Origin of the sequence: Streptomyces griseofuscus (assembly GCF_014673495.1) — a bacterium.
In the GTDB taxonomy this organism is placed as follows: Bacteria; Actinomycetota; Actinomycetes; order Streptomycetales; family Streptomycetaceae; genus Streptomyces; species Streptomyces murinus.
On the sequence record NZ_CP051006.1, the window covers coordinates 652,497 to 674,094 of the forward strand.

Annotated in this window: 22 protein-coding genes and 1 pseudogene; 7 read left to right on the forward strand and 16 right to left on the reverse strand. The window is 74.4% G+C overall.

Annotated elements, in window-relative coordinates:
* Positions 1 to 111: 111 nt before the first annotated feature.
* The 3 genes from HEP81_RS02860 to HEP81_RS02870 all read right to left on the reverse strand — a co-directional run bounded on the left by HEP81_RS02860 (position 112) and on the right by HEP81_RS02870 (position 3,080).
* Positions 112 to 1,014, reverse strand: a complete 903-nt coding sequence (locus HEP81_RS02860) for a hypothetical protein (protein ID WP_243279269.1) — start codon at positions 1,012 to 1,014, stop codon at positions 112 to 114.
* Positions 1,015 to 1,321: 307 nt separating this feature from the next.
* The gene (locus HEP81_RS02865; RefSeq protein ID WP_190276089.1) at positions 1,322 to 2,428 is read right to left on the reverse strand and encodes an MFS transporter; all 1,107 of its coding nucleotides are present in this window, start codon (positions 2,426 to 2,428) and stop codon (positions 1,322 to 1,324) included.
* Between the two features lie 310 nt (positions 2,429 to 2,738).
* Entirely contained in the window at positions 2,739 to 3,080 is a 342-nt protein-coding gene (locus HEP81_RS02870; protein ID WP_037652669.1) for a DUF6343 family protein, read from the reverse strand.
* A gap of 273 nt (positions 3,081 to 3,353) precedes the next feature.
* Here HEP81_RS02870 and HEP81_RS02875 point away from each other — a divergent pair, with 273 nt between their 5' ends.
* The gene (locus HEP81_RS02875) at positions 3,354 to 4,544 is read left to right on the forward strand and encodes a PP2C family protein-serine/threonine phosphatase (RefSeq protein ID WP_051849960.1); all 1,191 of its coding nucleotides are present in this window, start codon (positions 3,354 to 3,356) and stop codon (positions 4,542 to 4,544) included.
* Positions 4,545 to 4,602: 58 nt separating this feature from the next.
* Here HEP81_RS02875 and HEP81_RS02880 read toward each other — a convergent pair whose 3' ends face one another.
* The 4 genes and pseudogenes from HEP81_RS02880 to HEP81_RS02895 form a co-directional block, all read right to left on the reverse strand.
* The gene (locus HEP81_RS02880) at positions 4,603 to 5,103 is read right to left on the reverse strand and encodes a hypothetical protein (RefSeq protein ID WP_037652667.1); all 501 of its coding nucleotides are present in this window, start codon (positions 5,101 to 5,103) and stop codon (positions 4,603 to 4,605) included.
* Between the two features lie 181 nt (positions 5,104 to 5,284).
* A complete protein-coding gene (locus HEP81_RS02885; RefSeq protein ID WP_037652666.1) occupies positions 5,285 to 5,743 on the reverse strand; it encodes an SRPBCC domain-containing protein in 459 nt (152 codons plus the stop codon).
* 1 nt (position 5,744) lies between these two features.
* A complete protein-coding gene (locus tag HEP81_RS02890) occupies positions 5,745 to 6,227 on the reverse strand; it encodes a TerB family tellurite resistance protein (protein WP_243279270.1) in 483 nt (160 codons plus the stop codon).
* Positions 6,228 to 6,435: 208 nt separating this feature from the next.
* Positions 6,436 to 7,002 (reverse strand): annotated as a pseudogene (locus HEP81_RS02895) (Scr1 family TA system antitoxin-like transcriptional regulator); the annotation flags it as partial.
* Between the two features lie 324 nt (positions 7,003 to 7,326).
* Between HEP81_RS02895 and HEP81_RS02900 the strand changes: the two are divergent.
* Positions 7,327 to 7,848 (forward strand): ATP-binding protein, encoded by a 522-nt coding sequence (locus tag HEP81_RS02900; protein ID WP_051849958.1) that lies wholly within the window; start codon positions 7,327 to 7,329, stop codon positions 7,846 to 7,848.
* Between the two features lie 212 nt (positions 7,849 to 8,060).
* Here HEP81_RS02900 and HEP81_RS02905 read toward each other — a convergent pair whose 3' ends face one another.
* The 9 genes from HEP81_RS02905 to HEP81_RS02945 form a co-directional block, all read right to left on the reverse strand.
* A complete protein-coding gene (locus HEP81_RS02905; RefSeq protein WP_037652664.1) occupies positions 8,061 to 8,357 on the reverse strand; it encodes a hypothetical protein in 297 nt (98 codons plus the stop codon).
* A gap of 35 nt (positions 8,358 to 8,392) precedes the next feature.
* Positions 8,393 to 10,489, reverse strand: coding sequence for an acetoacetate decarboxylase family protein (locus HEP81_RS02910; RefSeq protein WP_051849957.1), 2,097 nt, complete (start codon positions 10,487 to 10,489; stop codon positions 8,393 to 8,395).
* A 504-nt stretch (positions 10,490 to 10,993) separates the two neighbouring features.
* A complete protein-coding gene (locus HEP81_RS02915) occupies positions 10,994 to 11,650 on the reverse strand; it encodes a response regulator (protein ID WP_037652662.1) in 657 nt (218 codons plus the stop codon).
* Positions 11,647 to 12,963: a sensor histidine kinase gene (locus tag HEP81_RS02920; RefSeq protein WP_051849956.1), complete on the reverse strand. Its 1,317-nt coding sequence runs from the start codon at positions 12,961 to 12,963 to the stop codon at positions 11,647 to 11,649. The genes HEP81_RS02915 and HEP81_RS02920 overlap by 4 nt, the downstream gene beginning before the upstream one ends.
* A gap of 14 nt (positions 12,964 to 12,977) precedes the next feature.
* Positions 12,978 to 13,826, reverse strand: coding sequence for an ABC transporter permease (locus HEP81_RS02925; RefSeq protein WP_037652660.1), 849 nt, complete (start codon positions 13,824 to 13,826; stop codon positions 12,978 to 12,980).
* On the reverse strand, positions 13,823 to 14,794 hold the full coding sequence (locus HEP81_RS02930) for an ABC transporter ATP-binding protein (protein WP_037652656.1): 972 nt from the start codon (positions 14,792 to 14,794) through the stop codon (positions 13,823 to 13,825). Before HEP81_RS02930 ends, HEP81_RS02925 begins: the two co-directional genes overlap by 4 nt.
* A 156-nt stretch (positions 14,795 to 14,950) precedes the next feature.
* Complete coding sequence (locus HEP81_RS02935) at positions 14,951 to 16,009, reverse strand: M56 family metallopeptidase (RefSeq protein ID WP_078967198.1); 1,059 nt, start codon at positions 16,007 to 16,009, stop codon at positions 14,951 to 14,953.
* Between the two features lie 4 nt (positions 16,010 to 16,013).
* Positions 16,014 to 16,427, reverse strand: a complete 414-nt coding sequence (locus HEP81_RS02940; RefSeq protein WP_037652654.1) for a BlaI/MecI/CopY family transcriptional regulator — start codon at positions 16,425 to 16,427, stop codon at positions 16,014 to 16,016.
* A 141-nt stretch (positions 16,428 to 16,568) separates the two neighbouring features.
* The gene (locus HEP81_RS02945) at positions 16,569 to 17,021 is read right to left on the reverse strand and encodes a flavodoxin family protein (RefSeq protein ID WP_037652775.1); all 453 of its coding nucleotides are present in this window, start codon (positions 17,019 to 17,021) and stop codon (positions 16,569 to 16,571) included.
* Positions 17,022 to 17,180: 159 nt separating this feature from the next.
* On the opposite strand from HEP81_RS02945, the gene HEP81_RS02950 reads away from it, so the two are divergent.
* The 5 genes from HEP81_RS02950 to HEP81_RS02970 all read left to right on the forward strand — a co-directional run bounded on the left by HEP81_RS02950 (position 17,181) and on the right by HEP81_RS02970 (position 21,595).
* Complete coding sequence (locus HEP81_RS02950) at positions 17,181 to 17,825, forward strand: class I SAM-dependent methyltransferase (RefSeq protein WP_375139866.1); 645 nt, start codon at positions 17,181 to 17,183, stop codon at positions 17,823 to 17,825.
* A gap of 59 nt (positions 17,826 to 17,884) precedes the next feature.
* On the forward strand, positions 17,885 to 18,220 hold the full coding sequence (locus HEP81_RS02955) for a hypothetical protein (protein WP_037652651.1): 336 nt from the start codon (positions 17,885 to 17,887) through the stop codon (positions 18,218 to 18,220).
* 157 nt (positions 18,221 to 18,377) lie between these two features.
* Positions 18,378 to 19,742 (forward strand): FAD-dependent oxidoreductase, encoded by a 1,365-nt coding sequence (locus tag HEP81_RS02960; protein ID WP_037652645.1) that lies wholly within the window; start codon positions 18,378 to 18,380, stop codon positions 19,740 to 19,742.
* Between the two features lie 350 nt (positions 19,743 to 20,092).
* Entirely contained in the window at positions 20,093 to 21,277 is a 1,185-nt protein-coding gene (locus HEP81_RS02965; RefSeq protein WP_037652644.1) for a hypothetical protein, read from the forward strand.
* Between the two features lie 27 nt (positions 21,278 to 21,304).
* The gene (locus tag HEP81_RS02970; protein WP_037652643.1) at positions 21,305 to 21,595 is read left to right on the forward strand and encodes a DUF1232 domain-containing protein; all 291 of its coding nucleotides are present in this window, start codon (positions 21,305 to 21,307) and stop codon (positions 21,593 to 21,595) included.
* Positions 21,596 to 21,598: the final 3 nt, after the last annotated feature.

Sequence of the window (21,598 nt, forward strand, 5' to 3'; positions counted from 1 at the left end):
GCTGCCCGTGCGGGGCCGTATGCGAAAACCATCACACCGAGGGTGTGGGCGGCGCCACAGGCGCGCGCGGCGATTCGGGGGGCCTTGGGCCGGGGGACGGGCGTGTCCCGGTCAGCGTTCGAGGGAGGTCATCGGGGTGCGGCCGGAGGTGGGGTGGGGGGATGCGGGGGCGGGGACGGTGGCGGAGGCGGTCACGGGGAGGACCGGGGACGCCTTAGGGGCCGTAGGGGCCGTAGGGGCCGTAGGGGCCGTAGGGGCCGTAGGGGATGGTCCGGGGGCGCGGGTGGGGAGGAGGGAGCGGCCGAGGGCGCGCAGCCGGGCGCGGCGGCCGTGCAAGAGGCCGAGGACGACGGCGGAGCCCACCGCGATCAGATGCTCGCGGCCGGCGAGATTGGGGACGGCGATCGACTCCCACACCATGGAGCCGCCGGTGAGGGTGAAGACCACCGGCGCGCGTCGGATTACCGAGAGGTAGGTGAACAGGCCGACGACCGCGGCCGAGGGCCCGGTGTCCAGGACCTGCCCGCAGGCGGCCGGCAGTCCCAGGCCCGACCAGCCGGGCCCGATCGCGATCATCAGCCGGGCGACGAGGGTGCCGGCCAGTGTGGTGGCGTAGGCGATCGCGAGGGTGCGGGAACGGCCGAGGGTGAGTTCGGCGAGCGCGAAGGCCAGGAACAGCTGGGTGATGCCGGCCCAGACCGGCAGGTCGAGCGCCGGGACGTACAGCGACACCGGGGTGCGCAGCAGGGACAGCCACAGCGGCAGGTCGGCCTTGACGCCGCCGAGCCGGGTGACCCACATCGCGCCGGTGGGGTGCTGGGCGATGTCGTGGAAGAAGATGACGCCGAACGCGGCCACGAAGGCCAGCAGCAGCCCGGACAGCCCGCGCCGGGCGAGTTGCCGTACCGGGTCGACGACGATGGCGTGCCACTCGCCGCGCAGGGTGCGCCCGGTGAACCGGGCGAGGCGGGCCGCCGCCGGGCGGAGCCGGTCGAGATGTCTTTCCGCGGTCATGAGACGGGGCAGCCCGTCACCTTCGTCTGCTGCGTCTTCTTCGTCTCCGACGCACCTGTCATGCACATCGCCCCCTTCGGCCCGCGTCCGGTGATCGACCGTACGAGGCTTTTCCCAGTACCCGCTCGTTTCAGGCGTCACCGACCGGATGCCGGCGGATTTCCCCCGGGTCGTGTGGTCGCACGGCCCGGGGGACAGTTCAGCGATCCGCGCGACGGTCGTCAAGATCTTTAACGGGTGGGAAGCCCCACAGGCGGACGGAAGGGAAAACTGGGGAGAGAAGGCAACCTCTCCCCCTTCGGTCACGTCATCCGACTCGGATGTTCTCGGCGAGCAGGACCGCGCAGGCCCAGGTGGTCAGCAGACCGCCGACGAGGAAGGCGCCGCGTACGTCCGCGAGCGGCAGGATCAGCGCGCCGAGGGCTGCGCCCGCCGCGATACCGGCGTTGTAGGCACCGGAGTTGGCGGCGAGGGCGATGTCCGTACGGCCGGGCGCGCAGATCAGCATCTCGTGCTGGGCGGCCATGAACACCGGTCCGAGCGCGCCGCCCGTCAGGGCGAGGAACACCACCGCCGGCACCGGGTGCGCGCCGCTCGCGCAGAGGCCGAGCATGCCGACCGCCTGGACGGCCACGGCGGTGGTCAGCGCGGCGCGCGGGAAGCGGTCCAGCAGCGCGCCGGTGATGCCCACCCCGGCCAGGCACGCGGTGCCGAACGCCACGAGCAGGATGTCGACGGCGCCCGGCGAGAACCCGCTCACCGCGCCGAGGAACCGCACGATGTACGTGTATCCGGTGAACGCCCCGGCGGCGGACAGGGCCCCTGCCGTGAGCACGGTCGCGAAGCGGCGGGTGTCGGGAGCGGTGCCGTAGGCGGCGGGCTCGGCCTCGGGGGGCGAGGTGGGGAGCAGCGTCGCGATCGTCACCAGCGAGAACAGGCCCAGGACGGCGAGCGCGGACATGGGCACCCGCCAGTCGGTGCGCCCGCCCAGCCAGGTGCCGGTGGGCACGCCGAGCACGAGGGCGAGCGAGCCGGCGACGGACAGCGCCCCGATCACCCGCCCGCGCACCTCGGGCGCGAACAGGCCCACCGCGACCGGGCCCATCACCGCCCAGAACAGCGCCTGCGCGAGCGCGGTGAGCAGCCGGGCCGCGAGCAGCGGCCCGTAGGAACGGGCGGACGCGGCGAGCAGGCTGGAGAGCACGAGCGCGGCCAGCAGCCCGGTGAGCACATGGCGCCGGGGCACCGCCCGGGTGCCGTGGGCGAGCGGCAGGGAGGCGAGGGCGACCGTCCCGCCGTAACCGGTGACCAGGAGACCGACCGTGGACGGTGACACCCGAAGGCTCCGGGAGATCGCGTCCAGGAGGCCGACCGGCAGGTTCTCCGCGGTGTTGAAGGTGAAGGCGGCCAGCATCAGGGCGCCGAGCACGGCCGGGCCGCGCCAGGAGCCAGGTCGCCGGGTCCCGGCCCGTGCCGCTCGCCGGGTGCCGTCCGCCGTGGTGTGCATGGGTCCAGCTCACCGAGCGCGCGGGGCGCGCCGCAACGTATTTACGGCCCCTGCGAACGCCTGCCCCGCCGGGCGCGGGGAGGCTTCCGGACCTCGTGAACACGGCGGGGCAGGCGGTACGTGAGCAGACTGCCTCCGGAATCCGGGGTTCAGTAGCGTGCGTTTGGCATATTCACGCCCTGCTTCCGGCCAAAGCCGCGCAAAGCGCTCGGTCGGGTCAGCCGATGGCGTCGTCGGTCGGGGCGGCCTCGCGTCGTCTGCGGGCCGTCACCCGTACCAGGTCCAGTGCGGCGGCCAGGGCGAGGACTCCGCAGACCACCGCGAGGACGGTCAGGGGGCCGCTGCCGGGGCTGTCGCCCGGGCCCTGGTGCGCGGACCAGAGGGCGAAGCCCACGGTGGCGGCGGTGAAGACGGGGAGGAAGAGCGCGGAAAGGATCAGGCGCAGCCGGAGGTCGCTGCGGGCGGTGGCCGGTTCGGTGCCGCTGGGGGTGCGGCGGGGAGTGCGGGGGCGGGCGCGGTGTGCCGGTCGGGGCGTTCGTCCGTGCTGGTCGTCGGCCATGACAGCCTCCTTGGGGCCGCGGTCGGCACCGGGTGCGGACGTCCGCTACACCGGCGTGCGGCCGTACCCCCCTCCCTTCCCGGCGCCGTACCCTCGGCGACCCGCTCGGGCACCGAGGGCCGTACGGGTACCCGGGGTGCCGGGAGGCGACTCGGCGGCGGGATCAGGGGCAGCCAGTAAGAGCTTGGGCATGGCCCGTAGGGGATTGGGGACGGCCGGTAGGGGATTGGGCGCAAGTGGCCGCCCGTCGCGGCCGGGAGCACGCTGGTAGGCATGAGATTTCCGGTCGGGTCGGCGGCGGAACGGCGATTCTGGCACTCGTCGCAGGCGCTGCTGCTACTGCCGATCACGCTCATCGTGGTGATCACGGTGGTGGACGTCCAAGCCCCGGAGAGCGTCCACCTCGGGCCCGCCCTGGTGATCGCGCCCGCGCTGACCCCGTCCTTCGCCGGCCCCCGGACCACCGCGGCCGTCGGCGCGCTGGCCACGCTCGCGCAGATCGTCATCGGCACCGCGCACGGCGGGATCGGCACCTCGAACCACATCGTGCAGATCATCACCCTCGCGGTGCTCTCGGTGATGGTGGTCGTCTACAGCGCCCTGCGCGAGCGGCGCCAGGCCCAGCTGGCCCAGGTCCGCACGGTCGCCGAGGCCGCGCAGCACGTGCTGATGTGGCCGCTGCCCGAGCAGATCGGCCCGCTGCGGATCGCCTCCCTGTACCTGGCCGCGGAGGACGAGGCCCAGATCGGCGGCGACCTCTACGCGGCGACCGTGTGCGACAACGCCGTACGGGTTCTGATCGGGGACGTCCGCGGCAAAGGGCTGCCCGCCATCGGGGAGGCCGCGCTGCTCCTCAGCGCGTTCCGGGAGAGCGCCCACCGGCATCACACGCTGGAGGACCTGGTCGACACGCTGGAACAGAGCGTCTCCCGGTACACGGCCGATCTGGAGCCGGAGGACGAGGCGGGCGAGCGGTTCGCGACCGCGCTGCTGGTGGAGATCCCGGACCGGGACCAGATCACCCGGATGACCAGCTGCGGGCATCCGCCGCCGCTGCTGCTGAGCCCCGGGCACGTGGTGACGATGCCGAGCCTGCACCCCTCGCCGCCGCTCGGTGTACAGGGGCTGCCGGCGGCCGTGGAGCACACGCTGGACGTCTTCTCCTTCGAGCCCGGTGACATCCTGCTGCTCTACACCGACGGCGTGGTGGAGGCGCGGGACACCCGGGGCCGGTTCTATCCGCTGGCGGAGCGGGTGGCGCGGTGGACCGACGACAGCCCCGAGGCGCTGCTGCACCACATCCGCCGCGATCTGCTCGCCCACGCCGGGGGGCGCCTCGGCGACGACGCCGCGCTGATCGCGCTGCACCGCACCCCCGTCGACCGGCACCGCCACCACGGCCATGGGCGCGGTCACGGGCGGGCGGCCGCACGGCAGGACGCGGCGGCCGCCGAGCGGTCGTAGCGCCGTGGCCCCGCCCGGGCCGGAGCGGGGGCGGGGCCGTACGGGCGTGCCGTCGGGGTCAGTCGGCCGGCTTGAGGTCGGTGATCTTCAGGGTGTGCAGGTCGGACTGGACGTCGATCCGGGTGACCTCGGCGTGCGGGCCGTCACTCCAGGTCAGCGTCACCTGGCTGGTGGCATGCCCGGCGCCCGAACCGGTGTAGGCCACCTGCCAGCGCACCGGCACGTTCTGGGCGAAGAGGATGCCGTCGGCGTGCTCCTTGGTCTCGTAGGCGGCGACCTTCTTCTGGGCGGCCGCGGACAGGTAGAAGGCGCGCAGGGCCTTGGCGTCGGCGCCCGCGGCCTTGTCGTCGGCGGCCCAGACGGCGTCGATGTAGGCGCCGTAGAAGTCGGCGACGTGCTGGGTGGCATTGCGCGCGTCGCCCTGGGCGACGGCGGTGGTGCGCGCGGTGGCGGGTCGGGCGGTGGCGGGTCGGGCGAGGGCGGGTGTCACCGCGGCCAGGCTGAGGCCGGCGGCGAGGGCGAGGGCGGTGAACAGGGGCGTACGGCTGCGGACGGACATGTGTCTCGTTCCCCCGGTTTCGTGACGGACGGGCTGATCCCGGCCGCTGACGGCTGGTAAGACCACGTTTCGGCAAGGGTGGTTCCGGTGGTTTCCGGATGATTCCGGGCATGCGGCAAGACGGAAAAGGTTGCGTCGGTTTCCGGCCTCGGAGCGTGCCGATCCGGTCATGTATCCGGTTCTACCGTTCCTCCAGCAGCCGGGCGAGCCGGTCGAGGGCCATGCGGGTGCCCCGCTCGTTGTCCGCGCGCGAAACGGCGTCGGGAACGCCCTCGTGCAGGATCTCCACGTCCGTGCCGCCGCCGGCCGGGGTGAGCGTCGTCGTCAGGGTCATGCTGGCGCCGAGGCGGTCGTCGTCCGTCTCGAACGCCAGCACCTCCACGACCAGGGAGCCCGGGACGAGCCGGGCGAAGTGGCCGCGGTAGGTGTCGGTACGGCCGCCCGACTTGCCGGTGCCGCCGCCCTCCTCGTAGGTGAGGGAGACCCGGAAGGCGCCGCCCTCACGCGGCTCGAAGGTGTGCACCCGGGCGGTCATCCCGTCGGGGACCCGCCAGAGCGCGACCGCGGCGGGGTCGGTCAGGGCCCGGTAGACGACCGAGGGGTCCGCGTGCACATGACGGGTGACTCGGGTGACGTACATGTCAGACGCCGTTGACGTGGAACAGCGCGGCGCGAAGATCGCCCACGGCCCGCTCCATGTCCGCCAGGGCGTGGAGGGACAGCACGATGTCGCCGGGGACGCCCATCAGACGGGCCGCCCGCAGGACCTGGGCGCGTTCGGACTCCGCGTGGACGCCGTCCGCGCCGCACATCTGGATCGCGTGGTACACGAGGTGCGGAGCGGCCTGCCAGGTGTCCACATCGGTACGGATGGCCGGGAGCAGATCCATGAGTTCGGCCCCGCGGTGGTCGAACTCCTCGTACTGGCCGATGACTTCCTCCGGCGCGCCCGTCCGCCGCTGGTGGTCGACCAGCCGGGCGAGCTCCGCCTCGCCGACCTCGCCGTCGGCGCCCGCGATCACCAGCAGGACCTTGCCATGGTTGAGGAAGGCTTCCGGCGGAGCGGCCGACAAGCCGTACAGGTCCTGGCAGAGGTCGCTCATCGGGACCATCCGCGTCGTCACGTCGCCTCGCATCCTTCCGATTTCGGCCGGCCCGTCCCGGTCGACGCCCGGCTCCCAGGACCCGATCCTCCGCGCCCGGTCCGGCGTGCGGACAGGTCGACGCGGGCGGTTCGTTCCAACCGGCGATCAGGGGCACACCTGTCCCCAACGGCGGTACGCCTTCCACCTCGCCCTGCAACTCGACGTGCTCGGGCTTGTCGAGGTGGGCGGTCTCGTCCAACACCACCCACACCCGCGGGGGTCGGGCCCCGGCCAGGAACCGCTGCCGCCGCGTCCGCGGGGCGAGCCGGCGTTCGGTGGCCTCCGCGGACGCGTCCGGGTGGGTGGCGCGGAGCAGGGCACGGGCACAGTCCTCGGTCTGCGACAGGCCGGGCACACAGCTGTTCCGGCAGCCGCGGATGCGGTCGGCCGCCCGCTCCAGGCTGAGGTAGGCGGCGCACCGGTCGGGCATCACATCGCGGTAACCGCGGTAACCGTGCCACCGGCCCCGCTTGTTGGCCTCGCGCACGGAACGCGGGAAGGTGTCGAAGGTGTCGATCTCGATCTGGTGCGGGCCGGTCACGCCGTGGACCTGGAGCGGTTTCTCGGCGTCCGCGAGGCGCGGCCGGGCCACCTCGGCGGCCTCCATGCGGCGGATCGTGGAGCGGCCGGCCCCGAGGGCGGCGCCCGCCTCTGCGTATCCGAGCCCGGCCCGGATCCGCGGCCGCTCCAGCCGCCGCCCGAGGATCACGCGCAGCACGGAAGGGACGCCGCCCCAGTCGGTCTCCGTGGTCATCCGCTCGCCGGGAGCAGGCGGCAGGTCGCCCTCGTAGAACGTCGCGGCGCGCCCGCACGCGTGGGCGTGCTCCTCGCAGGCAGCATGCACACGGCCGACTGCCATTTTCAACTCGCAGGTTGCGAGCCGTTGTTGGCAGGTGGGAAAGTGGGGCGACTGCTCCGGCCGACCGAGGAGCAGGCGGCGTGGCCGGTCGGGGGACCGGGCCGCGGCACGGCCTCGTGCGGGGCGGTGTGCCGTCTGCTGCGCGCGGCCGGCCGACCGACCCCCCACCACGCACGGCCGGACGCTCCCCACGCGAGGCCGGACGAAAGGCGCACGGCGATGGCTCCGCCCTTCCTCCCCCGACCGCTCCACCGCCCGCCCCCGGACGCGAGAGGGGACCGGTCGTCTCGCGCGGACGGTCCGGGCCCGAGGCAGGGCGCGCTGTCCGAGGCACGACTCCCGGCCTCGGACGCCTCCTTCGAGCTGCCTGCCCACCCGCTGTCCGTCGGCGCCGCCCGCCGGGTCGTACGGGAACTGCTGACGGTGTGGGACGTACCGGAGGGGGTACGGGACGATGTGGTCCTGGTGGTCTCCGAGCTGATCACCAACGCCCTGGTGCACGCGGGCGGTACGCGGATCGGCTGCCGGCTGCACCGCACGGCCGAGCGGATACGGGTCGAGGTGGCGGACGAGATCACCGGGGACGCGGGCTCCGCGCTCCCGGTGACCTGCCGTCCCGGACCCGAGGACCCGCACGGGCGCGGGCTGCTCCTGGTGGAGGCGCTCAGCCTCGGCTGGGGCGTCACCCTCCCGTCCGACCGGGCCGCGCGTGTCGTCCGGGCGGACCTGCGGTCCGTCTGAAGCACCTTGTCCCACCCGGAGCTTCCCGGTAGCGCCGCCGCTCCTCGCACCGCCGTTCCGGACCAACCCCCACCAGTCCGAAGGGTCCCCATGCACCACACCGCTCCCCTCCCCCAGCCCCTCCCGGTCGTCGACCCCTCCTGGACCCGCGCCCGCCCGAAGCCCGGCTCCGAGGAACAGCCCGACTGACCCTCCCCTCCTCTTACGGCTCGCTACGACGACGGCCCCGACATCGCGCCCCGCGTCGGCCGGTCGACGCGCGCGTGGGCGAGCAACGCCTCGGCGGCGGTGCGCAGTCGGACCGCCGCCGAGGCGCAGGCGGCCGCCTGCCGTTCCAGGGCCGGGCGGCCCCACTCAGGTGCCGTCGGGCAGCCGTCGAGGGTGGTGACGGTGGCGCGCAGGCGCCGGGCGTAGCCGTCCATCAGGTCGGCGTCGGCCCGCAACCGGCCGATGTGGGCGAGGAGTTCATCGGCGTGCGCCGCGCTCGCCCGGGCGGACTCGGTCACCATGGGTACTCCCAACTAGGCTGCGTGCGTACGGGACTTCAGCGCGCCAGCTCCGCGCCGCCGCCGCGGTGCGCCATGAACTGCGGGCAGGCCAGCACGAACAGCGGCCGGGCCGCGTCGATGCCGAGCCGGCGCAGCTGTCCGGCGAGGGGTTCGGCGGCCGCGGTGTCGAGCCGTACCCGGACGCCCGCGCCAGGGTGCAGGCGGAGCCTGCCGTGGGCCCGGACCAGGGTGCGTACCGTGCCGGTGCCCCGGCGGCCGTACAGGGCCCGGTCGGCGTCGGGGCAGCGGACGCCCGGCCCGAGCCGGCCCTCGACCACGAGTCCGAGGTCCTCGGAGCGGGCCCGGATCTCCCGGCCCGTCAGGTCGGCCTCGGCGCGCATCCTGAGCACCGGCTGGCCCCAGACCTCCTGCGCGACCACCCGGGCCGCCTCGGTGGTGACGGCGAGCGAGAGGACGTAGCGACCGGTGCGGCGCAGGTCGACGCGGCGCAGCAGATCGGTGACGGCGTCGTACGGACGCGGCCGCCACAGGTCGTCCACCAGGACGGACAGGGCGATCTCGGTGTACGGGCCGATGGTGGTGCACCGGTGCTCGTGCAGGGAGAGCACGGCGAGGGCCCGGGGGCCGAGCCGGCTCGGTGTCAGCCAGTGCGCGTCGGGCAGCAGGCTCCGGGCGGCGGCCGGGTCGACGGGGAAGCAGAGGTGCGCGGCGGCGGAGTCGTAGTACCGCACCGGCACGTCGACCGGGCCCACCGTGGTGCGTACGGGGGCGGTGGCGAGGGTGAGGAAGGGGTGGCCGGCGGGCGGGTGGGCGTGGTCCTTGAGCCGGTACGCCTGGGTGCGGACGACGGGGCCGCGGTAGGGGGCCAGCGCCTCGTCCAGGTCGGCGCGGGCCACGGGGAGCAGGGTCCGCAGGTGCTCGATGTACTCGCGCAGGCGGTGGCACAGCGGGAACTCGCGGGTGGGACCGGCGTATTCGACGTGGTAGCGGGTGGTGTCGGCCGGGTCCGCGGGGGCCGCCGGTTCGGTGCGGTGGCCGTCGGGGGCGGCCACCAGGTCGTACTGGTTGGTGACGGTGGCGATCCAGGTGCGGGGGTCGGCGGGTTTGCGGTCGCCTGCCGGGGAGCCCACGGCGATGGCGTGGGTGACGCGGTAGGTGCGGCAGAAGTCCTCGTCCTGGGCGAGGTTGAGGACCGCGTTGCCGCCCTCGCTGTGGCCGATCAGGGCGAGTTCGGCGCCGCGCGGGATGCCGTGCGCGGCCAGGGCGCGCACCAGGGAGCGCGTGTACGGGGAGTCCGTCGCGCGCAGGTCGCGCCAGGCGCCCATGAGGTCCTGCGGGGCGTCATGGCGGGGGCGGCCGGGGGCCGTGCCGGGGGCCTGGACGACGTAGCGGACGACACCGTCGGGGCCGCGCACGTTCTGGACGAGGATCCGTCCGTCGGTGGACAGCGCCTCGATGTTGCGCAGGAAGCCGAGGAGGGAGCCCTCCGTGGCGATGATCCGGCGGCGCTGGTCGGTGAGGTCGACGGCCTCGGCACCGCCCTCGAGGGTGCCGCCGCTCTCGGAGCGTCCGTCCAACAGGGCGCAGACGGAGAGGAGTTCGGATATCAGCGGCGCGAGCCCGGACAGCGCGCGCTGGGCCGTGCGGTCCCGCAGCAGGACGCGCAGGGCCCGTACGGCGTCCTCGTCCCGGTCGGCGGTGAGGGCCCGGGTCAGCAGGCGCATGCCCGGGGTGCGGGCCAGTTCGGGGTGGTCGGCGAGTACGGCGGCGATGCGCAGGCGCAGCGAGGTGAGGGCCACCAGCGCGGCCAGGTTCGCTCCGCCGCGCGCCCGGCCCGCGAGGCCGAGGGCGCGGGTGAGGCCGCCGCGGGGCGCGGTGCCCGCGGAACCGCCGAGACCGGGCTTGGCGGTGAGGGCCCGCAGCAGGGCCCAGCATCCGGCGAGGCCGGTGCGGGGGTGGCGGCGGGTGGCGGCGGTCAGGTCCGGGGCGGACAGGGTGGTGGCGGTGCGTTCGGACACCGCGCGGATGCCCTCGGCGATCTCCAGCACGTCCCGCGCGCAGTCGCGCAGCACGTTCCCTGGGTGCGGACCGCCCGGCACGGGCCGCCCGGGTTCGGTGCCGTCCGCTCGCATCCGACGCTCCCTCGGTTCGACGACGTACGACGGCTGCGGCCGCGTCGGCGCGACGCGACCCGTGTCCATCGTGTGCCAGCCCCACCGGCCCCGCACCTCCGTCCGGGGCCGGGACGGGGGCGGCGGGGGCGTGGTCGAGCACCGGGGGCGGGCCATGAGGTGAGGGAGCGGCGGGTGGGCGGCCGTTGGTGCCGGTCGCATATTCCCGACGGGCGGGGTCACCCGGGTGGCCTAGGGGGCGGCGCGGACCGTGAGGAGTGGCGAGCACGGGCGCGTTGGAGCCGAGTGCCCGTTCCGGACGGGGCGGGCCACTCGGGTGACCTACGGACTCCTGGGGATCCCCAGGGATGCCTGGAGGCGCATAGGGGTGCGGGCAGCCGGATGCCCGGGGGCAGGGCGGTCGGGGCTCAGGCTGTACGGCGGTCACGAGCCGCGGAGTCCTGCGGGACGGCGGTCGAGGAGTCACGGAATCCTGGGAGACGGTGGTCGGCGGGGGCTCCGTCCTCATCGCACGCTCGGTCTCGCCAGCCCGAGGTCGTACGCGAAGATCACCGCCTGGACCCGGTCGCGGGCGCCCGTCTTGGCCAGGACACGGCCGACATGGGTCTTGACCGTGGACTCGGAGAGGACGAGGCGGGCGGCGATCTCACCGTTGGTCCAGCCCTTGCCGATGGCGACCAGGATCTCGCGTTCCCGCTCGGTGAGGCGGTCGACGCGGGGGTCGTCGGTGGGCGCGGAGCCGTAGCGGGCGAACTCGTCCAGGAGGCGGCGGGTGAGGGCGGGGGCGATCACCGCGTCGCCGCCCGCGACGGCGCGGATGCCGGCCAGCAGTTCGTCGGGGCGGGCGTCCTTGAGCAGAAAGCCGCTGGCACCGGCGCGCAGGGCCGCGTGCACGTACTCGTCCAGGTCGAAGGTGGTCAGCACGAGGACCCGTGAGCGGGCACCCGTGGCAACGATGCGCCGGGTGGCCTCGATGCCGTCCATGCCGGGCATCCGGATGTCCATCAGGACGACGTCCGGACGCAGTTGGGCGGCCCGGCGGACGGCCTCCGCGCCATGGGCCGCCTCGCCGACCACGTCGGTCCCGGGCACCGAGTCCAGCAGCATCCGGAAGCCGTAGCGTTGCAGCGGCTGGTCGTCCACGATGAGTACGGTGGTCACGCCGCGCCCTCCCGCGGGCCGAGTTCGAGGGTGGCCGCCACGGTCCAGCCGCCGCCCGGGGCCGGGCCCGCGCTGAGGTGGCCGCCGTACAGCGCGACGCGTTCACGCATACCCAACAGGCCCTGACCGTCATGTCGTCGGCCTGACCGGACGCTCTTTCCGGTGTCGCGGACCTGGATGCCGAGCCGGTCCGCGCCGATGTCGATCGCGAGGTCCACCCGGGTACCGGCGCCCGCGTGCTTCAGGGTGTTGGTCATGGCTTCCTGCACGATCCGGTAGACGGTCAACTGCACGCCCTCGTCCAGGGCTTCCGCTTTCCCGGCGGTCCGGTAGACGACGTCGAGTCCGGCGGCGCGCACGCCGTGGCAGAGGGCGTCGAGGTCGGCGAGTCCGGGCTGCGGGCTGAGCTGGGGTCCGGCGGGCGGGGCGTCGGTGTCGCGCAACACACCGAGGACGCGCCGGAGTTCGCCGAGTGCCTGACGGCCGGTGCCGCCGATGAGCCGGAGCGCCTCGGCGCCGCGTCCGGACTCGGCGGCGGCACCGGCGGTGGCGCACGCGCCCGCGTCGGCCAGGGTGATCACGACGGACAGATGGTGGCCGACGATGTCGTGCATCTCCCGTGCCACCCGGGCCCGTTCGGCGGCGGCCGCCAGTCTGCTGCGCTGGTCGCGCTCCGTCTCCAGACGGGCCGCCCGGTCCCGCAGCGCGGCGAGCTGGGCGCGGCGGATCCGGATCACCAGGCCCAGCGTGAGCGCCGCGGTCGCCGTGCTCAGCAGGAAGAAGAGCGCGTCCGTGACGGACACGACGACCGACACCCGTACCGCGACCAGCGCCAGCGCGGCCGTCATCACCGCGCAGGCCCAGGGCAGTTGGCGGGGTCTGCCGTGCAGGGCGAGGCTGTACAGGGCGATGAAGAGGGCGACGTCCGCGTGCAGGGCGGCGCCGACGGCCCACTGGAGGACGAACACGGCGGCGACGGCGGCGAAGGCCGGCGCGGGACGGCGTCTGCGCCACAGCAGCGGCAGCACCAGGGCCGCCTGCGCGGCGAGCATGGCCGCGAGCGGCAGCCGGGTGAACGCGAGCCGGAAGCGGCGCGGTCCGTCGGCGTCGACGACACCGCCGTGCAGCAGGTCGGGCAGGCAGAACATCAGGAAGACGACCGCCACCAGGGCGGTGTCCAGCACCCAGGGCCGGGCCAGGTCGGCGCCCCGCAGCCGCCGGCCGGCCCGGCCGAGCCGGGCGACCAGCGGCGCGATGGCGCCGGGTTCCTCCGGGGCCGCCGCGGGTGCGGGGGCGGGAGACAGGGTGGTCATGGCGGGGTTCCCGGTCAGACGTCCCCCCGCCGCAACCGGTAGGCCGCCCCGGCCAGCGCCAGCACGGTCCAGCCGAGGAAGACCAGCAGCCCGGCGCCGGGGGCCAGCGAGGTGGCGTCGTGGGTGAGGGCGTACATCGCCTGGCCCGCGTTGCTCGGCAGATAGGGGCCGATGTCGTCCTGCCAGGAGCTGGGCAGCAGGGAGGCGAGGCCGGGGACGAGCATGAAGGTGGCGACCAGCACGGAGATACCACCGGCCACCGAGCGCAGCAGGACGCCGAGTGCCGTACCGATGACGCCGACGAGGCCGAGGTAGAGACCGGCGCCGAACAGGCCCCGGACCACACCGGTGTGACCGATCGTCAGGGCGGCGGACGTGCCGGAGACGACGCGGCTGCCGATGAGGAAGGCGACGAACGCGCCGACCGTGCCGACGACGAGGGCGACCAGCCCGTACACCGCCGCCTTGGACCACAGCACGGGCAGCCGGCGCGGTACCGCCGCCATGGTGGAGCGGATCATGCCGGTGGAGTACTCCCCCGCCGTGACCAGCACCCCCAGGACGCCCAGGGCGAGTTGGGCGAAGTTGGCGCCGAAGAGGGAGAGGCTGAGGGCCGTGGAGCGGGCGAAGTCCTTGTCCATGCGCGGCGATCCGATCATGGACTGGTAGCGGTAGGCGGCGATGACGCCGAAGACGACGAGGAACAGCAGTCCCAGGCCGAGGGTGATCCAGGTGGAGCGCAGGGACCAGAGCTTGGCCCATTCGGAGGCCAGGACGCGGCGCCCGGTGACCCGGTAGGCGGGGCGGCCGGGCGCGGCCTCGGAGTTCCCCGCGGCTGAGGTGGTCTCGGTCAGGGTGCTCATGCGGCGCTCCCGGTGCGGTCGTTGCCGGTGGTGGTGCCGGTGCCGGTGGCGTCGGCGCCGGTCGTGCCGCCGTGGTACTCGACGGCGTCCCTGGTCAGGTCCATGAAGGCGGACTCCAGGGACATCGCCCTGGTGCTCAGTTCGAACAGGGGGATGCCGTGTTCGGCCGCCTTCAGCCCGATCTGTCGTGCGCTCATCCCGCTGACCTGGAGTTCCTCCGAGCCGACCCGGCCGGTGATCTGCACACCCGGTCCGGCGAGCACGTCCCGCAGCCGTCCCGGGTCCTCGGTGGCGACCCGGACGGTGTCACCGCCCGCCTCGCGCACCAGGTCCCGTACGGTCGTGTCGGCGAGCAGCCGCCCCCGGCCCACGACGATCAGATGGTCCGCGACCTGGGCGACCTCGCTCATCAGGTGGGAGGAGACGAAGACGGTACGGCCCTCCGCCGCGAGCGAGGTGAGCAGGTTGCGGATCCACAGGACGCCCTCGGGGTCGAGGCCGTTGACCGGCTCGTCCAGCATCACCGTGCGGGGGTCACCGAGCAGGGCGGCGGCGATGCCGAGCCGCTGGCCCATGCCGAGCGAGAAGGAACCGGCCCGCTTTCCGGCGACGCTGCCGAGCCCGGCGAGCCCGATCACCTCGTCGACGCGGCGGCGCGGGATGCCATGGGTCAGCGCGAGCGCCCGCAGATGCTGGTAGGCCGAGCGGCCGGGGTGCACGGACCTGGCCTCCAGCAGGGCGCCGACCTCCTGGAGCGGGGCGCGGTGCCCGGCGTACCGGCGGCCGCCCACGGTGACGGAGCCGCTCGTCGGGGCGTCGAGGCCGACGATCATGCGCATGGTGGTGGACTTCCCGGCCCCGTTCGGGCCCAGGAATCCGGTGACGGTGCCGGGCTTGACGACGAAGTCCAGTCCGTCGACCGCCGTCTTCTCGCCGTACCTCTTGGTCAGTCCTCGTGCCTCGATCATGCGGGCTCCCTCTGTCGCGGACCGCGGCGTCCGCCGCGCCCTCGCGGGCGGCGGCGTCCGTCACGTCTGACGTCTCATCCGCAACGCTAGGCGCCGAAACCCCGCAAAACCGTGGTACTGGGGGCTGAACGGGGCAGAAGTGGTGATACCGGGGTACTACGCCCGGCCGCCGGGCCGGTGCGCGCCGCGGTGGTGGTGCCGGTGCCGTGCGCCGTCCGCGGCGGCCTCCGGGTCGGCGGCGAGCGGGGCGGTGGCGACCGGGGCGGGGTGGCCCGAACCGGCCGTGTCCGCGGGCGCGGTGGCCGCGGCGCGCTCGGCCGAGCGGGCGGTCACCACCATGCGCTCGCTGTCAAAGGCGGCCTCGGCGAGGCTGGCGCAGCACAGCGCGAGCAGCGCGGCACCGGCCACGACGGGCAGGGCGCGCGGTGGCGGGGGCGGGCCCAGCAGGGCCCGCACCCGCTGCGGCACGGCCCCGCCGGTCGCGGCCAGCGCGGGCCGGTCCTGCGCCGCGGTGGTGGCCAGGGCGGCGCGGCCGACGGCGCGGGCGACCACCGTACGGCTGCCCACGTGCGCGGCGGCGGTCTCGTCGGCCCAGCGTTCCAGGACGAAGCCGCCCGCGTCGGCGAGCGGCCGCAGCAGCGGGGTGACGGCCGCAGTGAGCCGCCACAGGACGAGGTAGAGGTGGTGCCTGCCGCGCAGATGGGCGCGTTCGTGCGCGAGCAGGGCGGCGCGCTCGTCGTCGCCCAGGCAGCGCAGCATGCCCCGGGAGACCACGATCCGGCCGGGCGCGCCGGGCAGCGCGAACGCCTGCGGGACCGGGTCGTCGAGGACGGCCAGTTCGGTGTCGCCGGGCAGCGCGGCGGCCTCCCGCCGGGCCCAGCGCAGGTGCCGGGTCCCGCGTACGGCGGCCACGGCGAGCGAGCCGGTCGCGGCGGCCAGGCCGAGCGCGCCGAGGACCGCGACGGCGAGGGAGACCGGGTCGGCGGCGCGCAGCGCGGCCACCGACCAGTGGCCCTGCTCGGCGACCTCGGGGATCTGCGCGAGCCCGGTGAAGGACAGCAGTGCGAGCGAGCCGAGCCAGCCGAGGGCGGTGACCGTCGCGGCGCAGGCCAGGGAGCGGGCGGCGGCGCGGGGCGGCAGCCGGCGCGCGGCGCGCGGGGCGAGCACGGCGAGGACGACGGTCACCAGCAGCGGCACATAGACGGTAATGGTCACCCGGTCACGACTCCTCGGCGGGGCGGCCTCGGCCGGGTCCGGTCAGCAGCCGCTGGAGCAACTGCCCGTCCCCGGCGGAGAGTCCGGAGACGAATCGGGCGAGCACCGCATCCCGGTCCGAGTCGCGGTCCAGCAGGGTCCGCATCCGGGCGGCGGTGTCGGGCGCCTCGTCGCGCGCGGGGGTGTAGGCGTGGCCGCGGCCTTCCCGGCGCCGGACCAGCATGCCCTTGTCGTGCGAGCGGGACAGGATGGTGAGCACGGTGGTGTACGCCAGGTCGCCGGGCAGTTCGGCCAGGACCTGCCGGGCGGTCAGCGGCCGGTCGGCGGCCCAGAGGACGGCCAGCACACTGCTCTCCAGTTCGCCGCGCGCCCTTCGGCCGGACGGCTCACCCGCCACCTCGCTCCCCCGCTCGCGCACTCCTGGTCCCCCCTCCCGCCCCTGACGGCCTTCTGCCCGGTCTTGACGGTCCGGTGGACCACCCTGCCCCGGCTGCTACTACATGTCGTACGAGCCTATCTCCTACATGTCGAGGAGTTGACGAGGCGCCGAGCGGGCGGGTCAGTCGGACAGGCCCGCGGCGAGCGTGGCGCCGAGTTCCCAGCAGGCCTCCGTGTCGGCCCGGCCGGGTTCACCCGTGACGGTGACCGGTTCGGCCGCGCGGCGCCAGCCGAGGCCGGTGGTGATGGTGTCGAGGGCGCGCACCGCGCCGGTGACGTCGTTGCCCCCGTGGACGTAGTAGCCGAAGGGGCGACCCCGGGTCTCGTCCAGGCAGGGGTAGTAGATCTGGTCGAAGAAGTGTTTGAGGGCGCCGGAGATGTAGCCGAGGTTCGCGGGGGTGCCGAGGAGGTAGCCGTCGGCTTCGAGGACATCGGCGGCGGTGGCGGCGAGGGCCGCGCGGCGCACCACCCGGACGCCCTCGATCTCGGGTGCCGTGGCACCGGAGACGACGGCCTCGAACAGGGCCTGGCAGTTGGGTGACGGGGTGTGGTGGACGATCAGCAAGGTGGGCACACCGGCACCCTGCCGGGTCCGGCGCGCGGTGCGCAAACGGGCCGTCGCCCCTAGCCGTTGTGGGCGCGGCGCGCGGGTGCGAGGATGCCCGGCGTCGGTGCCGTAGGGGTGCCGTACGGGTCGGTGCGTACCGGTCGGTGCCGTGCGACGGGAGGAGCCGTGGTGGCCGAGGACGAGCGCCGGGTGCCGGCGGCCGTGGTGTTCGACGCGCTGGGCCTGGACTACGAGAAGGCGTTCGCCTCCTCCGAGGCGCACCGGGCGTCCCTGCGGTGGCTGCTGGAGCGGCTGGCACCGGGCAGCCGGGTGCTGGACGCGGGCTGCGGGACGGGGCGGCCGACCGCGGCGGCCCTCGCGGACGCTGGGCACCGGGTGCTCGGTGTCGATGTGTCCCCGGTGATGGTGGAGTTGGCGGCCCGGCAGGTGCCGGGTGCCGAGTTCCGCCGGGCGGACATCCGTGGACTTCCGCTGGAGGACGGGGCGTTCGACGCGGCCTGCGCCTACTTCTCGCTGCTCCAGATGGACCGCGCCGAGCAGGAGGCCGTGGTGGGCCGGCTCGCGCGGGCGGTGCGGCCCGGCGGGTTCGTGGTGCTGGCGACCGTGCCCGTCGGCATCGAGGGCGCCGAGGGGCTCTTCATGGGGCAGCCGGTACGGGTGACGAGCTTCGGCGCAGACGCGTTCGAGGACGTGGCGGTCCGGGCCGGGCTCGCCGTACTGGCGCGGGAGCACACGGAGTTCGCGCCCGCGCATCCCGAGGCGGTACCGGAGCCGCATCTGTTCCTGCACTGCCGACGGCCCGCTCGGTAGCCTCTGGTCTTCCTCAAACGGCTTGGACCTCGGGACCCTCGGCGGCGAGGATGATCAACATGACGGGAATCGCGGGTCTGAACAGGAAGCACAACCACGTACTGGTCATCCGGGACGCGGATGTGGTGGCCGCGGCGCTGCGCGAGGCGCTGGCCGAGGCGTCGCCCGAGGAACGCCCGGGCCTGGAACGCGCCGCCGCGCTGGTCGAGTCGACCGCGGCGGCCACCGAGGCCAGGCTGCGCGCCGACTGGACCCGCGCCCGGCTGGCCGCCGTCGGCTTCACGGGCGACCTCTCCTCGGTCGCGGCGACGAAGGCCCTGCGCCAGGCGGAGCCGAAGCTGAGCCTGCTGGCGGCGGTGCAGCTCCAGAAGGAGGCACTGACCCAACCGGAGTGACGGTGGGAAAGGGCGGGAGAGGGGGGCCATAAGGCGCCCCTGGGGAAGTCATAAGATGCCCTTATGGGGTCATAGGCGGGACCCGCGTACCTACTTAGGTCTGCCTTAGCTTAGGCTTCCCGATCGAGTCGACTTTTTCACTCGAAGGGAACTGATCATGCCGCGCCCCCTGCGGGTAGCCATCGTCGGAGCCGGCCCCGCCGGGATCTACGCCGCCGACGCCCTGCTCAAGTCCGAGGTGGCCGCCGACCCCGGCGTGTCCATCGACCTCTTCGAGCGCATGCCCGCCCCCTTCGGTCTGATCCGCTACGGCGTCGCGCCGGACCACCCGCGCATCAAGGGCATCGTCACCGCACTGCACCAGGTCCTGGACAAGCCGCAGATCCGGCTGTTCGGCAACGTCGACTACCCGACGGACGTCAGCCTGGACGACCTGCGCGACTTCTACGACGCGGTGATCTTCTCCACCGGCGCCATGGCCGACCGCGCGCTGTCCATACCCGGCATCGAGCTGGACGGCTCCTACGGCGCCGCCGACTTCGTATCCTGGTACGACGGCCACCCGGACGTGCCGCGCACCTGGCCCCTGGAGGCCGAGAAGGTCGCGGTGCTCGGCGTCGGCAATGTGGCCCTGGACGTGGCCCGCGTCCTCGCCAAGACCGCGGACGAGCTGCTGCCGACCGAGATCCCGCAGAACGTCTACGACGGTCTGAAGGCCAACAAGGCCCTGGAGATCCACGTCTTCGGCCGCCGGGGCCCGGCCCAGGCGAAGTTCAGCCCGATGGAGCTGCGCGAGCTGGACCACTCCCCCAACATCGAGGTCATCGTCGACCCCGAGGACATCGACTACGACGCCGGCTCGATCGAGACCCGGCGCGGCAACAAGCAGGCCGACATGGTCGCCAAGACCCTGGAGAACTGGGCGATCCGGGACGTCGGCGACCGCCCGCACAAACTGTTCCTGCACTTCTTCGAGTCCCCCGCGGAGATCCTCGGCGAGGACGGCAAGGTCGTCGGCCTGCGCACCGAGCGCACCGCCCTCGACGGCACCGGCAACGTCAAGGGCACCGGCGAGTTCAAGGACTGGGACGTCACCGCCGTCTACCGCGCGGTCGGCTACCTCTCCGAGAAGCTGCCCAAGCTGCCCTGGGACCTCGGCTCGGGCACCGTCCCGGACGAGGGCGGCCGGGTCATCGAGGAGGGCGGCACGCACCTCCAGTCCACCTACGTCACCGGCTGGATCCGGCGCGGCCCCGTCGGCCTCATCGGGCACACCAAGGGCGACGCCAACGAGACGGTGTCCAACCTGCTCGCGGACCACGCGGAGGGCCGGCTGCACAGCCCCGCCTCGCCCGCGCCGGAGGCCGTGGACGCCTTCCTCGCCGAGCGCGGCGTCCGGTACACCACGTGGGAGGGCTGGCACCGGCTGGACGCCGCCGAGCGCGCCCTGGGCGAACCGCAGGGCCGCGAGCGCGTGAAGATCGTCGAGCGCGAGGACATGCTGCGCGAGAGCGGCGCGTAAGCGCTCCGCGCACTGCCTCGGCCGGGGCTGAGCTCGAACGGGGCTCGGCCCCGGCCGGGCTCGGCCCCGGCCGCCGTGGGTGGGTGGCGGAGTGCGGGTGTCGGCTCGTCGTGGCTGGTCGCGCGGTTCCCCGCGCCCCTGGGGAGCCGCCCTGCCGTCGGCCGAGAAGCCGACGTGTTCGAAAAATGCCCCTCCCCTATACCACGCGCCCCAGCCATAACCGGGTCATGAGCGCCCCGCGCACCCCTCCGGAGGGACACGCGCCGCGCGCGGGCGCGAGGCCGTCTACGTTTCGCCGGGGCGAGCGGTGATACTGGAAGGCGCACCCGCCTCCATCAGCAGATTGGCTTATGTCGAACTCCGCCACCGACCGCGCCCCCGTCCCGCAGTCCGTCTGGGCGGCCCGCGGCCGTCACACCGGCCCCGCTCCCGAGGACGTCGTCCGCCGCACCCTGCGCCGGCACAAGGAGAACGGGGACATCGACGACTTCGCCGAGCCTCCCGCTCCCGAGGACACCGCCGAGAGCGACGCACCCCCCACGATCTTCGAGGCGCGCTGGCGGGTCGGCGGCACCGTGACCGTGCGGGCCCGCCTCACCCTCGTACCCGGGCAGAACAAGCTCCAGGGGCACGAGTGGCGGCTCGTCGCGGAAGCCGAGCGGCCGTGGGACGAGGGCTGGCCCTCCCCCGCGACGCTGTTCTGGCCCGAGGGCGGCTCCGGCGACGACGGTTCCTGGGACCACCACCCCACGGTCGCCGGGGTGCGCTTCCGGCAGGTGAACGCGCTGCCCGCGGACGACAAGGAGATGCGCCGCCGGCTGCGGGAGGCGGCCCGTGAGGCCTGGTGCGTCAATCTGGTGGTGCACGAGGCCATGACCCCCGACGAGCAGGGCAAGCTGCCGCTCGCCCGGCTGCTGCCGCCCGCCCTGCGGCACCGTGTCGTGGAGCACCGCGCCGCCCCGCACCAGCTGCGCGGCGTCAACTGGGCACTGAAGGCCCTCGGTGTCGAGGTGCCGCGCGGCGGCGCCGTGATCCTGCCGCCGGACCCGGCCCCGGAGGACTACGACGGCGAACCGCACCGGGTGCGCAGCGTCTTCCTGGACGGCTCCGAGCCCCCCGAACTCCTCGCCGCGCTGCGGCACTTCGTCGCCCTGCCGCGCCCCGCGCCCCAGGACGCGGCCGCGGCGCTGGCGGACCTCAGGGACAACTGGACCCTGATGACCCACCAGGAGGAGCTGGACCGGGAACGGCGTCTGGTCACCATGTACGCCGAGGCGCTGGAGGCCATGACGAAGTCCCGGGACCTGTACAAGCAGGCCGCCGAGCAGGCCCTGGAGGCGCTGGCCGCCTACCGTGACGTACCGGCGCCCGCCCTGCCGCAGCAGCGGCCCGCCGCCAAGGCGCCCGCCCCGCTCCAGCAGCTCACCCGGACCTTCGAGCGGCTGCGGCTCCCCGGCCTTCCCGGCAGGGCGAAGACGGCCCCGCAGGACACCGCCGACGGCGCGGAGCTGCCCTCCCCCGACCTACCGTCGTAAGGCCCCCGTGCCGTACAAGGAGCCCCGATGGACACCACCACCCTGCTGCTGATCATCGCCGCCGTCGTCGCCGCGGGCCTGGCCGCCGGTGCCGTCGTGCTGCTCGTACGCCTGGTGCGCACCCGGCGTACGCTGCTGCGGGCCGGGCTGCCCGCGGGGCCGCGCTGGGTGTTCTGGGGCGCGGTGGCGTATCTGCTGCTCCCGACCGATCTGCTGCCCGATCCCATCTACCTGGACGACATCGGCGTGCTGCTCCTCGCCCTGCGCAGCCTGCGCGCCGCCCGGCCGCAGGCGCCGGAGACGCCCCGGCTGCCCTGAACC